Source organism: Myceligenerans cantabricum (assembly GCF_054777735.1).
Genome location: NZ_BAAHAJ010000009.1, coordinates 1,082,929 through 1,095,409, shown reverse-complemented (window position 1 = coordinate 1,095,409; position 12,481 = coordinate 1,082,929). Strand labels below are relative to the sequence as shown.

Genomic DNA, 12,481 nt, shown 5'->3' with positions numbered 1-12,481 from the left:
CCAGCGAGTGACGCACGTCACGTGATCTGGTCATACATCCCGCGACCGAACGGTGGCAAGACTCACGCCGGATCGTTGCCAGAACTCCCCGCGCGATGGGCCGAGCCCGGCCCGAGCCGCACCGCCTGCCGTGGCTCGTGTCAGCTCCGCCCTGGTCGCTCGCGTCATGTCCGTGGTGGTCGGAGCACGTCCGACGAACCGGTGACGATCGCCGTCTCCGGGAGGACGAAGCAGCGTCGGCACAACGCCTCGTAGGTGAACGTGCCGTCGTCGGGCAGCGGCTCGGAGGCGCCCAGGGGTTCGAGGAAGGGCAGGCCGTTGCTGAGCACCTGGGTGAACGCGGCGTGCAGGTCCTGGCAGCGGTCGCAGACGGCCCGCCGGTAGCGCACGTCGGTGGGCCCCAGCTCGAGCAGCGCCCGGATGGTGGCGAACAGCTCGCCGCGGTGGTCGAGGTCGATGCCGCAGGCCAGCACGCGGGTGCCGCGCAGCACCAGCTCTTCCACGACCCGGACGTCGGCGGGGGTGAACATGTGGACCTCGTCGATGGCGACGACGTCCTCCGTGGTGTGCAGCAGCGGCTCGAGGGTGTCCAGCTTGATCGTCGGCACCGACGCGCCGGTGCGGGACACGATGCGCGCGTCCCGCACGTGCCGGGCCGACTGCACGACGGCGCAGCTCAGCCGCGAGTACGCGAGCGGCGCCATCTGCGCGATGAGGTCGAGCGACTTGCCGGACTTCATCGGGCCGAGTACCAGCGACAGCTCCACCGATGCGTCTCCCCGCGGTCCAGGGCAGGCCGGTCCCTGCCGCACAGCACCCTAACCCCGGGCGGGGCGCTCGGTCGGTGCCGGAGCACCCCGCCCGCGGGGCTCTCAGGACGCGCTATCGCTGGACCCGACGTACCAGGAGGAATCCGGCGCCGACGACGGCCAGTGCGGCGCCCATCACCAGAGAGTCCACGACGACGCTGCCGGCCGTCGCAGGCAGAAAACTGTTGGCCAGGTGGAACCCGGCATGAACGCCCACCGCCGCACCGATGCCCCCGGTACGCAGGCGCGCGGCCCCGCACGCGAATCCGAGCAGGATCGCCATGGTGACATAGGCGACGTGATCCAGGACGGTCTCCTGCCCGCCCTGGGAGAAGATGTGGAGCAGGCCGAACGCCGACGACGTCACGACGAGCACCGTTCCCGGCGACCACCGGTCACGCAGGACGTCGGTCACGTGCCCCCGCCAGATCAGCTCCTCGGGAAACGCCTGGTAGACGAGTGTCTGCACGAGCACGGCCCCCACGACGGCCACGACCGGGAGCCCGCCGAGGTCAGCCTCTGACCAGTGGTGGAGCTCCATCCCACCGAGTGCGACGGCGACGATCCGCACCACCGTCAGGACGCCCGCGATCGCGAGGGCACCGACGAGGAAGCGCAGTACCGCCTTGCCGGACCAGACGAGGCCGGCACCAGCCACGGGGCGGCGCATCAGGCGCCGCCACCCGACGACGAGCGCCACGACGATCACGCAGGACAACACCTGGAGTCCGGCCTGAAGACCGACAGCGACACCGGGCGACAGTCCCGAACCAGCCCTGTCCAGCACTCCCAGGAACGGCAGGGAGGCGAGGAGCGGACCGGCGAACATGACGAGGACGGCAAGGAGGAGCACCCACACGGGGCGAAGAGTTCGCATGACCCGGAAGCTACGATTCCCGCCGGCACCAGCACATCCACCCAGGGTCACGGGTTGCCCGACCATGACTTCGGTCACGGGTGGACCACCGGGGACGGCACCTGGCATCGTTGCCGCATGCCCCGGATGCCCTACCTGCTGCACGCGCCGGGGCGACCCATGGCGTTCACCGTCGTGCTCTGGGCCGTCGTCGCATTCGCGACCGTCGTGCTCATCGTCGAAGGCCCGCACCGGATCGCTGCCGGGGCCCTGAGCTCGTGGGGCGTGGGCCTGGCGGTGGTGAACGTGGCCGCAGTCGTCGTCCTCTGGGGCGTGATGCCCTGGGACTCGTCGCCGCGGGCGCGGGCTCTGGCACCCGCACTCGTCGCGGCCACCATGCTCCTCGGCCTGACCTCCGTCGCGCACGTCCAGCTCGCCCTGCTCGTGGTCGCGATCGCCGGGGTGGCGCGAGCCTGGGGAACGGGACTCGCCGTCGGCGGCCTCGCCGCGCTCGTCGTCGCGCTCGGGGTCACGCAGACAGCTCTCACGCCCGACGAGCCACTACGGACGATCGGGCAGATGGCGGCGCTGGCGTTCGGCGGTGCCCTCGCCCTCGGACTCTCCGGCGCACCAGCGCCGGTCCGCACGCCGACGTCGCCGGACAGCACCTCGCCGGACGACGACGGGCCGGGCCCCGACGAGCCGGCCGTGAACGGACCGGACCACACCGGGAGGGCCGCCGTCGAGCCGGTCGTTGACGGGCCGGCCGGCGCCGAGCCAGCCGCCGGGCTCTCGGCCGGCGCCGAGCCGCTCGAGTTCCCCGGCGAGGACCTCCTCACCCGACGTGAACGTGAGATCGCGGGCCTCGTCGGCCTGGGCCGCACCAACGGTGAGATCTCCGCGGCTCTCCACCTCACCGAGGGCACGGTCAAGAACCATGTCTCCAACGTCCTGCGAAAGCTCGGCCTCCGCGACCGGACACAGCTCGCGCTGCGGGTCTATCAGCGGTGACACCGCGCGAGCGTACCGCCGCGCACGACGGCCGTCCCGGCGGTTGACCTTGACCCGAGGTCAGGGTGGACGGTTCCCGTATGACTCACACCGGCATCTCCTGGTCAGGCATGATCGGCGTCGACGACACCGCCCTGTGGAGCGTCGGGCGGCGCTGCCGGGCGCGGGTTCCCCGCGTGCCCCGACCGGCCCGCAACGGATCGTGGCGTGTACTCTCGCTCCAGCGTCGCGTGCCGGTGGCAGACCGTGTCAGGCATGGAGGCGCCGGACCGAGAGGACCACGACGTGAACGTCGCCCTTTCAGCCTTCGCCACGTGAGCGGGGGCGACTCGACCAGGCTTGTCGCCTGGGCGCAGGAGATGCGCCGGGTGCACCGTCGCCTGCGCGAGGCGCTGGAGGTCACGCGCGGCGCGGTCTCCGACGGCGCCGGGGCGCGGCCCGCGGCCCGGGAGCTGCTGCTGTTCTGCCACGGGTTCTGCACGGCCCTGGCCAGTCACCACGTGGGAGAGGACCGCGACCTGTTCCCGGCGGTCACCGCGCGGCACCCGGAGCTCGCCGAGACGGTGGGGAACCTGAGGAAGGACCACTCCATGATCGCGCACCTGCTCACCGCCCTGCAGGCGGCCGTCGACCGCGCGGCCCCGCCGGAGGAGCTGGACCACCACCTGGATGGCATAGCCGCGATCATGGAGTCGCACTTCCGCTACGAGGAGCGTAGCCTCCTGTCCGTCCTGGAATCCCTCGACCTCGACGCCGACCGGGACGTGTCGTGACCAGACCTGCGTCGTCACCAGACCTGCGTCGTCACCAGATCTGCGCGGCCCACTCCGGGTGGTCGATGAACGGGTTCCGGTTGCCCTGCCAGTCGGAGTAGATGATCTCGTTCCGGCGGCGCTCGGTATCGGAGACCGGGTCGGCCGCGTTCCAGCCGAGCAGCACCGAGACCCGCCCGTGCGACGGCGCCGAGCCGTTGTCGACCGAGTCGTTCAGCTCGAGGTCCGGGCCGTCGTCGCCCTCGTAGCGCACGGCCATGTAGAAGATCATCCGGGCGACGTCGCCCTTGACGCGGTCCGGCGGCTCGAACGAGTCCGAGTCGGTGTAGCAGCCGCTGCAGCCCGAGAACGTCGAGCCGCCCTCGTCGAAGTCCTTGTTGCTGCGGGTGGAGTTCACCTGCACGTCGGTCGGGCGCAGGTGGTGCAGGTCGGTGCCGGGCCCGGCGGACGTGCCGAAGTCGCCGTGGCTCTTGGCCCAGGTGTGCTCCCGGTTCCAGTCGCCGACGTCGCCGCCGTTGCTGTTCTTCGAGATTGACCGGCCCGAGTAGAGCTCGATCACGTTGCCCGAGCTGCTCGGGTCCTCGTCGGTCTCCCGCAGCGCCGTCCACACGGTCGAGTAGCTCACGGAGGTGTGGCCGTCGATGATCCCGTGGAGCGCCGACTTCAGGGCGCTCCCGGTCAGGCCGTCCGCCGCGTCGTAGTACCCGGCAGGCTCGTCGCCGCCCGGGTCGCCGCCGCCGTCGTCCCCACCGTCGTCCCCGTCGACGACGGCGAACTGGCTGCCGCTCTTGAGCCCGGGGCGCGAGAAGTAGGCGGTGAGCGTTCCGGTCACGTCCAGGAGCTGGCCCATGCGGCCCGGGTGGGAAGCGAGGCCGAAGTCGGCGCGGAAGCCGCTCGGGACCTGGACGTAGAGCATCTCGTCGGTGTCGGTCTCGCCGGGGGAGTCGGCGAGCGCCAGCGCGTAGTCCGTGGGGAAGCTGCTGGTGACCACGTTGTCGGACGAGACCGGCTGCCCGACGACGTACCCCCGTACCGTCGCGGTGGAGCCGTCCTGGGTGGCGCGCGCCTGCGTGACGCCGATCGGTGCGGCGGCGCTGCTCGGCGGTGCGATGCCGAGCGACACGAGTGCCGCGAGCATCAGGCTGAGGGTGAGGCACAGAGTGACCGTGATGGCTGAACGCCTGGTGGTGAGCAACATGCTTTTCACCCTAGAGCGAGCAAACAGCCAGGTCGTGACGTTGTCGTTAATTCTTCTTGGTTCCCTGGCGGCAAACCGCCACGGCGCGGTGCGGCGGGCGCGGACCGGCGGGCCGCCGCTGCGACCGCCGTGCCTCTACCGTGGCCGGGTGAGACTCGACCCATGCCGATGCCGGGACCTGCTGCGTGGTGCGCGGTCCGCCTACCTGGCGACGACGGGGCAGGACCTGGCGCCGCACGTCGTCCCGGTGACCTTCGCGGTGCTGGGGGAGCGGATCGTCATCGCGATCGATCAGAAGCCGAAGACGACGACCCGCCTCAGGCGGCTGCGGAACATCGCGGAGAACCCGAGGGTCGCGGTCCTCTGCGACCACTACTCCGACGACTGGGACCGGCTGTGGTGGGTGCGGGCCGACGGCGTCGCCGACGTCGTGGCGGACGGCCCGGCCTGGTACGGGGCGGTCGACGCCCTGACCAGCCGCTACCCGCAGTACCAGGCGACCCCGCCCCGTGGCCCCGTGATCGACATCGAGACGACCCGGTGGACGGGCTGGTCCCACACCGCCGGCTAGCTGTGATGTCCAGGGAGGTTGTTCCGGTCCCGTGAGGGCGACACGCGGTCGGGTTACCGGATGAGGAAGGCCTCCGGTTGTGAGGTGGAGCTGTCGAGGAACCACTTGCACCTACCGGAGGCCTTCGTGTCACACGCTAACGCCCTGCTCACTCCCAGGACACGGCTGCGCCTGGCGCGTCTGATCGTCGAGGACGGCTGGACGTGTGCGGCTGCAGCGAAGATGTTCATGGTCTCGCCGCGTACCGCCAGGAAGTGGGTCGACCGGTATCGCCGCGAAGGCCGGGCCGGGATGGCCGACCGGTCCTCGCGCCCGCACCACAGCCCGGCGCGGACCTCGCAGCACGTAGTCAAGGCGATCGTGCGCCTGCGGTGGCGTCATCGGCTCGGTCCGGTCCAGATCGCCGGGCGCCTGGACAGGCCGGCTTCCACGGTCCACGCCGTCCTGGTTCGGTGCCGGATCAACCGCCTGGCACGCATCGACCGGGTCACCGGTGAACCGTTGCGCCGCTACGAGCACGACTACCCCGGCTCGCTGATCCATGTCGATGTGACCAAGTTCGGCAACATCCCCGACGGCGGCGGGTGGCGCTACGTCGGCAAGCAGCAGGGCGTCAGGAACCAAGCTGCGACAGCCTTGCGCACCGGGCGGACCGCCAGGGGCAACCCGAACATCGGCACCGCGTTCGTCCACACCGTCATCGACGACCACTCGCGCCTGGCCTACGCCGAGATCTGCCCGGACGAGAAGGGCGCGACCGCCGTCAGCGTCCTGGAGCGCGCGGTGGCCTGGTTCGCCGAACGCGGCGTGGCCGTCGAGCGGGTCCTGTCGGACAACGGATCGGCCTACCGGTCCCACCTGTGGCGAGATGCCTGCGCCGACCTCGGGATCAAGCACAAACGCACCCGCCCCTACCGGCCTCAGACCAACGGAAAGATCGAACGCTTCCACCGCACCCTGGCCCACGGATGGGCCTACGCCCGCTTCTACACCTCAGAGACCGAACGCCGCGCCGCCCTACCCGCATGGCTCCACTTCTACAATCACCACAGACTCCACAGCGCGATCGGCAACCAGCCACCCATCAACCGACTGACCAACCTCCCTGGACATCACAGCTAGATGGCCGTTCAACAGGGTCTCGCAGACCTTTCGAGGCCCGATAGATGGATTCGAGACCCTGCTGAACCGACCTCAGCTTGGTGGGGTGGGGCGACGGGGTGGGGTCAGCGGGGGGCGAGGAGGCTCGAGGCCTCCTGGCGGGCGGCGACCGGCTCGCCCAGGTGCTTCAGCGCGTCGGGGATCTCGCGGCCCTTCTTCGTCATGGCCTGGCCCCAGAGCCGGCCCGCGCGGTACGACGAGCGCACCAGCGGCCCCGCCATCACACCCAGGAAGCCGGTCTCCTCGGCGAAGTCGCTGAGCTCGACGAACTCCTCCGGCCGCACCCAGCGGTCCACCGGGTGGTGCCGTACCGACGGGCGCAGGTACTGGGTGATCGTGATGAGGTCGCAGCCGGCGTCGTGCAGGTCGACCAGAGCCTGCTTGACCTCGTCGATCGTCTCGCCCATGCCGAGGATCAGGTTGGACTTCGTCACCAGGCCGGCGTCACGCGCCCGCGTCAGCACCGACAGCGAGCGGTCGTAGCGGAAGGCCGGGCGGATCTGCTTGAAGATCCGCGGCACCGTCTCCACGTTGTGCGCGAGCACCTCGGGCCGGGACTCGTTGACCTCGTCCAGCAGCTCGGGGATCGCGTTGAAGTCAGGGATCAGCAGCTCGACACCCGTGCCCGGGTTCATCGCGTGGATCTGACGCACGGTCTCGGCGTAGAGCCAGGCGCCGCCGTCGGGCAGGTCGTCGCGGGCCACACCGGTCACCGTCGAGTACTTCAGCCCCATCGTCGCGACGGACTCCGCCACGCGCCGGGGCTCGTCGCGGTCGAACTCCGCGGGCTTGCCCGTGTCGATCTGGCAGAAGTCGCAGCGGCGCGTGCACTGGTCGCCGCCGATGAGGAACGTCGCCTCGCGGTCCTCCCAGCACTCGAAGATGTTGGGACAGCCGGCCTCCTCGCACACCGTGTGCAGGCCCTCGCCCTTGACCAGGCTCTTCATGTCGCGGTACTCGGGTCCCATCGTGGCCCGGGTCTTGATCCACTCGGGCTTCTTCTCGATGGGGGTCGTCGCGTTGCGCGCTTCGACGCGGAGCATGCGACGTCCCTCGGGTGCGATGGTCACGCTGTCTTCCCCTCCCAGGTCAGGGTTCTCCTGGCCAGCCTACGGCGTTCATGGACGACGGCGGTCGCGGTGGCGTCCCGCCGCCACGTGGGCTTGATCACCCGCCGGCTGCGCCGACGGACACCCGACGTGCCCGGCACGTCGGGTGCCTACCGGGCGGCAACCGGTTCGGCGGGCGTCGTGTTCCCGGTGGGCTCAGGCGCGCTCGCGGCGGCGTCGTCGCCGACCAGGAGCGGCGTCAGGTGGCGGACCAGGGCGTCCTCGAGCAGCGGCAGCACCTCGGCGACCGTGACGTCGCGACCGAGCTCGGCCGAGAGCGACGTCACGTCGGCGTCCTCGATGCCGCACGGCACGATCAGCTCGAACGCGGCGAGGCCGGGGTCGCAGTTCAGGGCGAGGCCGTGCATCGTGATGCCCTTGGCGACGCGGGCGCCGATCGCGCACACCTTGCGCTCACGGCGGGGGACCGAGCCCGGGGGGAGCGCGGCGGGGTCGTCGGCGGCGACCCACACGCCGGAGCGTCCCTCGACGCGGAGCGTCTCGACACCGAGCCGGGCGCACACGTCCATGACGGCGGCCTCGAGCGTGCGGATGTAGCCGACGACGTCGAACGCCTGCGCGAGCCGCACGATCGGGTACGCGACGATCTGGCCGGGTCCGTGCCACGTGATCTTGCCGCCACGGTCGACGTCGATCACCTCGGTGCCGTCCGTCGGATACTCGGACCGGTTGGTGCGCCGGCCGGCCGTGTACACCGACGCGTGCTCCAGCAGGAACAGGGTGTCCGCCGCCGCGCCGGTGCGGACCTGCTCGTGGGTGCGACGCTGCAGGTCCCAGCCATTGTGGTAGTCGACGTGACCGGTCAGGTGCTGGATGTCGATGGGGTTCTCCACCGGATCAGCGTACGACGCGCCCCGGCTGCCGAGAGTGTCTCGTTGCTCACGGAGCGGTGACGCGGCCCGGCCCGCCGTCGAGTGTCGGTCACCACCGCTAGGTTGTGCGTCATCCCGGCGGGGCGCTGGGCCCCTGACCGGGAGAAGCGCGCTCTGACGTGTGGAGACGACGTGCATGACGACGGCGATGAGGGGCAGACGGAGATGCTTGAGGCAGTGCGGGACAGGCTGGGGCGGAAGAGTGCGGCGGGGGCCGTGCAGGACGCGCTGAAGGTGTTGCGGATCGAGGGCGACGCGCTGCACGAGCGGGCGGTCGGCTACGTGCTGCACGGCGAGTCGCCCGAGGTGGTGCTGGAGCTGGAAGGCAGGGACACGGGAGACCTGGACGCGGGGCTGCACAAGCCTGGCTACCTCGGCTGGACGTGGACGCACCAGAACCTCGAGAAGCGGGTGAAGAAGGCGACGTCCGGTCTGACGATCGAGAAGGCGGCCCGGTTGCGGGGCAACGTCTACATGGACGGCACCGTCACCCCGGAGCAGCTCTCCCGCCTGGGGCGGCTGCTGGCCGCGATCGCCACCGGCACGGACGTGTTCGCGGCGGTGCCGGACTGGTACGGCGTCCTCGTCCAGGACGTCGCGCTCACCCGGTTCGGCCGCCGCGAGCCGAAGGGCCCGGTCCCGTCGCCGGAGTGGTTCGAGGCGGTCGCCCGGGCCGGCGGGCTGGTGGACGACGCCGCGGTCGCCGCCGTCGTCCAGGTGCTCCTGGGACGTCCCCGCGACAGCTACTCCTCGAACCGCGCCGGCCTGTCGCGCCTGCTCCACGCGAAAGGGGTGGACGGCTACCTCGTCGGGCACGCTCAGATCGTGGGGACCGAGGTCCGGCGGCTCGGCGCCGCGGGCAAGAAGGAGTTCTGCGAGTTCATGACGCTGCACGGGTCGCCCGAGGCGCTGCGCGGCGTGCTCGTGGCGCTGTGCGCGGACACGGCCAGGGGCGTGCGGCGCGCCGCCGACGACGTCGTCGCGAACCTGCACGACGCCGAGCAGGTGCGCCTGCTCGCGCCGCTGCTGGAGACCGCGTCGTCGAGTGCGCTCGACGACGTCGTGACGCGGCTGGCCGGCGCGGAGGGCGGGGTCGAGGCCATCGAGGCGGCGCTGGAGGCGGGCCGGGACCAGGCGTCCGGTGCGGTGGCCGCCAAGCGGCCGAGCCGTGCCCGGGAGGCTCGTACCGCCGTGCTGGCCAAGGCGGTGGAGCGTGCGCGGACGCTCGCCGCCGCCGCCGTGGAGACGTTCGAGGTCCCGCCGTTCGAGCCGCTGCCCGAGCTGGAGCTCGGGCCGGACGTCCTGGACGCCGCGAGGGCGCGCCGGGACACGCAGCTCGCCGCCGCTCGCGCGCACCTGCAGCGCACGCTGGACGAGCACAAGACCTCCGGCGAGGGGAAGAAGGGCGGCACGCCCTGCTGGCACATCCAGAGCGCCCGGCAGCGTCTCCAGGAGGTGGAGCACGTCGGCGACGAGCACCTGTCGCACCTGCTGGCGATCCTGTCGAACCGGGAGCACACCGGTCCGTCCCAGAGCGGCACCGGGCGGTTCACCCGTACGGCGACGTGGCTCGTGGACAACCTGGAAGCGGTGGTTCCCCAGGCGTCGCCCCTGCACATCGTGCGCGCGGTCACCGTCGCGCACGGGGACACTCCCCGTCTGTGGTGGGCGATGCGGAACCACCTCGACCGGATCGGGGACCTTCGCGTGCTGCGCGACGCCCTCGTGCGGGCGGGGATCGAGGATCCTGACGCCCGGATCGCCGAGCTCGTGTTCCAGCGCTGGTGGGGTGCCGAGATCCCCCTGGAGCACATGTGGCACTACTTCGCCGAGCGCGTCGGCATGCTCGAGGCACACCTGATCACGCGGGACGGTTACGACCAGAACCGCGCGCCGGCCATGGTCCTGGCCATCCTCGACCACTTCCCGGCGGTGCCCGCCACGCTGCTGCCGCGGCTCAGCAGCCTCGCGATGGGCACGGGCAAGACGCACCGGCTGGAGGCCCAGCGCGTGCTCGCCCGGCACCCGCAGGTGCGTCCGCTGGCCGAGCAGGGGCTGACGGACGGCAGGTCGGCGGTGCGGGCCTCGGCCGCCGGCTGGCTCGCGAACCTCGGCGACAAGGAGGCGGTCCCCGCCCTGCGCGCGGCGCTCGGCACGGAGCGTCGTGAGGACGTGCGGGCCGCGTTCCTCACGGCGCTGGAGGCGCTCGGGGAGGACATCGCGGAGGAGCTGTCGGTGCGGCAGCTGACGGCCGAGGCCGCCAAGGGCCTGAAGAAGAAGGCGCCGGTCAGCATGGCCTGGTTCCCGCTCGAGGCGCTGCCGGACCTGCGGTGGGCCGACGGCACGGCGGTGCCGCGCGAGATCGTGCGCTGGTGGGTCGTGCTCGCGGTGCGCCTGAAGGAACCGAGCGGTGAGGGGCTGCTGGCCCGCTACGTCTCGCTGCTGGACGAGGCCTCGCGAACCACGCTGGGCTCGTACGTGCTGCGCGCGTGGATCGCCCAGGACACCCGCGGGCCCTCCACCGCGGAGTCGCGGGAGCATGCCGAGGACGTGGCCCGGCAGCGGTACGACTGGGCGCAGCAGTGGCTGCGCCGCGACCCCAAGTCCTCGTGGGCGCAGGAGGGGGCCGCGGCCCCGCTCGACGAGCACCATCGCCTCGCCTACAAGGAGCATCAGGCCACGTACCTGGGCTCCGCGACGAAGGACAAGGGGCTTCTCGCGCTCACGGTCGGGATGCCGGGGGCCGACCTGGCCGCGGCGGCGCAGCACTACTTCAAGGCCCACCCGCAGCGGCGCTCCCAGGCCGACTCGCTGGTGCGGGCGCTGGCCGCGAACGGCGACCGCCCGGCCGTGCAGCTCCTGCTCGCCGTGTCCCGGCAGTTCAAGCTCCGCACGGTGCGCGAGACGGCGGAAGGGCTCGCCGGGCAGCTCGCCGAGGCACGTGGCTGGACCGCGGACCAGCTCGCCGACCGCACGGTGCAGACCGCCGGGTTCGACGCCGACGGCGTGCTCCGCCTGCCCTTCGGCTCGCGAGAGTACACCGGGCGCATCACCGACGCGTTCGCCATCGAGCTGCGCAACGACAAGGGCAAGGTCGTCAAGACGCCGCCGAGCACGCCGCAGAGCGCCGACGAGGACACCCGGGCCGCCTACAAGGAGGCGCGTACCCAGCTCACGGCGAGCAAGAAGGAGCTCAAGACGGTGGTGGAGCTGCAGACGCGCCGCCTGCGCGAGGCGATGATCCAGGGCCGCACCTGGAGCGCCGGCGAGTGGAGCGAGTTCGTCGCGCAGCACCCGGTGATGTCGCGCCTGGCCGCGCGCGTGGTGTGGCTCGCCGACCCGGGCACCCCCGAGCAGCGGGCGTTCCGCCCGGACGACGGCGCGCTGGTCGGCGTCGACGACGAGGACGTGACCCTGACCCGCGCTGGCGCAGACGACGGCGGTGCCGAGGCCGCGGGCGCCGGCACCGTGGTCGGCATCGCGCACGCCGTGACGCTCGCCGGCGGCAACGGCGGCGCGGACACGCTCGGGGCGTGGCGGGAGCACCTGGCGGACTACGAGGTCACGCCGCTGTTCGACCAGCTCGCGACGGCGTCGCCCGAGGTGGCCGCCGACGCGCTGGCCGTGACCGACCGCCGGGGCTGGCTCACCGAGTCCTACACGGTGCGGGGCAGGCTGCTCGCCCGGGGGTACAAGAACGGCGAGGTGCAGGACGCGGGCTGGTTCTACGAGTACGTGAAGGAGTACCCGGCGGCCGGGCTGGTCGCCGAGATCGAGTTCACCGGCGCGTTCATGGCGAACGAGAACATCCCGGCGGCGATCAAGGACCTCCGCTTCCGCAAGCCGGGCACCTGGGGCGACCGCGGCGTCGTACCCCTCGCCGACGTGCCGCCCGTGCTGCTGGCCGAGTCCTACGCCGACTACCTGGACGCGGCCGCGGCCGGGGCCTTCGACCCCGCCTGGGAGCGCAAGGCGGAGTACTGAGCCGACGGCCCGGCGGGAGCGCCTGGTCCGCCGCCCGCCGTGCACGTTCGGCCGGGCGGCGCCCGCCGCCTGCGGACCCGATCCGCCCGCCGGGCACCGCCTGGCCACCCGGCCAC

At 71.9% G+C, this 12,481-nt stretch carries 10 protein-coding genes; 5 read left to right on the top strand and 5 right to left on the bottom strand.

Features of this window, described 5'->3' with window-relative positions:
- Positions 1–164 precede the first annotated feature (164 nt).
- Both ACYU96_RS13985 and ACYU96_RS13980 read right to left on the bottom strand, forming a co-directional pair.
- Complete coding sequence (locus ACYU96_RS13985; RefSeq protein WP_460754422.1) at positions 165–767, bottom strand: thymidine kinase; 603 nt, start codon at positions 765–767, stop codon at positions 165–167.
- A 115-nt stretch (positions 768–882) separates the two neighbouring features.
- On the bottom strand, positions 883–1,686 hold the full coding sequence (locus tag ACYU96_RS13980) for a lysostaphin resistance A-like protein (protein WP_460754420.1): 804 nt from the start codon (positions 1,684–1,686) through the stop codon (positions 883–885).
- A 117-nt stretch (positions 1,687–1,803) separates the two neighbouring features.
- Here ACYU96_RS13980 and ACYU96_RS13975 point away from each other — a divergent pair, with 117 nt between their 5' ends.
- Both ACYU96_RS13975 and ACYU96_RS13970 read left to right on the top strand, forming a co-directional pair.
- Entirely contained in the window at positions 1,804–2,676 is an 873-nt protein-coding gene (locus ACYU96_RS13975) for a response regulator transcription factor (protein WP_460754417.1), read from the top strand.
- A gap of 314 nt (positions 2,677–2,990) precedes the next feature.
- Positions 2,991–3,449 carry a hemerythrin domain-containing protein gene (locus ACYU96_RS13970; RefSeq protein WP_460754414.1) on the top strand — a complete coding sequence of 153 codons (459 nt, stop codon included), beginning with the start codon at positions 2,991–2,993 and terminating at the stop codon, positions 3,447–3,449.
- A 31-nt stretch (positions 3,450–3,480) separates the two neighbouring features.
- Here ACYU96_RS13970 and ACYU96_RS13965 read toward each other — a convergent pair whose 3' ends face one another.
- Positions 3,481–4,647, bottom strand: a complete 1,167-nt coding sequence (locus ACYU96_RS13965; protein WP_460754411.1) for an endonuclease — start codon at positions 4,645–4,647, stop codon at positions 3,481–3,483.
- 148 nt (positions 4,648–4,795) lie between these two features.
- On the opposite strand from ACYU96_RS13965, the gene ACYU96_RS13960 reads away from it, so the two are divergent.
- Positions 4,796–5,218 carry a TIGR03668 family PPOX class F420-dependent oxidoreductase gene (locus tag ACYU96_RS13960; RefSeq protein ID WP_460754409.1) on the top strand — a complete coding sequence of 141 codons (423 nt, stop codon included), beginning with the start codon at positions 4,796–4,798 and terminating at the stop codon, positions 5,216–5,218.
- 126 nt (positions 5,219–5,344) lie between these two features.
- Positions 5,345–6,340 (top strand): IS481 family transposase, encoded by a 996-nt coding sequence (locus ACYU96_RS13955; RefSeq protein ID WP_460754668.1) that lies wholly within the window; start codon positions 5,345–5,347, stop codon positions 6,338–6,340.
- A 104-nt stretch (positions 6,341–6,444) separates the two neighbouring features.
- Here the strand turns inward: ACYU96_RS13955 and lipA are convergent, their stop codons facing one another.
- Together lipA and lipB are read right to left on the bottom strand one after the other, a co-directional pair.
- Positions 6,445–7,449: a lipoyl synthase gene (gene lipA, locus ACYU96_RS13950; RefSeq protein ID WP_460754406.1), complete on the bottom strand. Its 1,005-nt coding sequence runs from the start codon at positions 7,447–7,449 to the stop codon at positions 6,445–6,447.
- A gap of 149 nt (positions 7,450–7,598) precedes the next feature.
- The gene (lipB, locus tag ACYU96_RS13945; RefSeq protein WP_460754403.1) at positions 7,599–8,342 is read right to left on the bottom strand and encodes a lipoyl(octanoyl) transferase LipB; all 744 of its coding nucleotides are present in this window, start codon (positions 8,340–8,342) and stop codon (positions 7,599–7,601) included.
- Between the two features lie 204 nt (positions 8,343–8,546).
- Here lipB and ACYU96_RS13940 point away from each other — a divergent pair, with 204 nt between their 5' ends.
- A complete protein-coding gene (locus tag ACYU96_RS13940) occupies positions 8,547–12,365 on the top strand; it encodes a DUF4132 domain-containing protein (RefSeq protein WP_460754401.1) in 3,819 nt (1,272 codons plus the stop codon).
- Positions 12,366–12,481 lie beyond the last annotated feature (116 nt).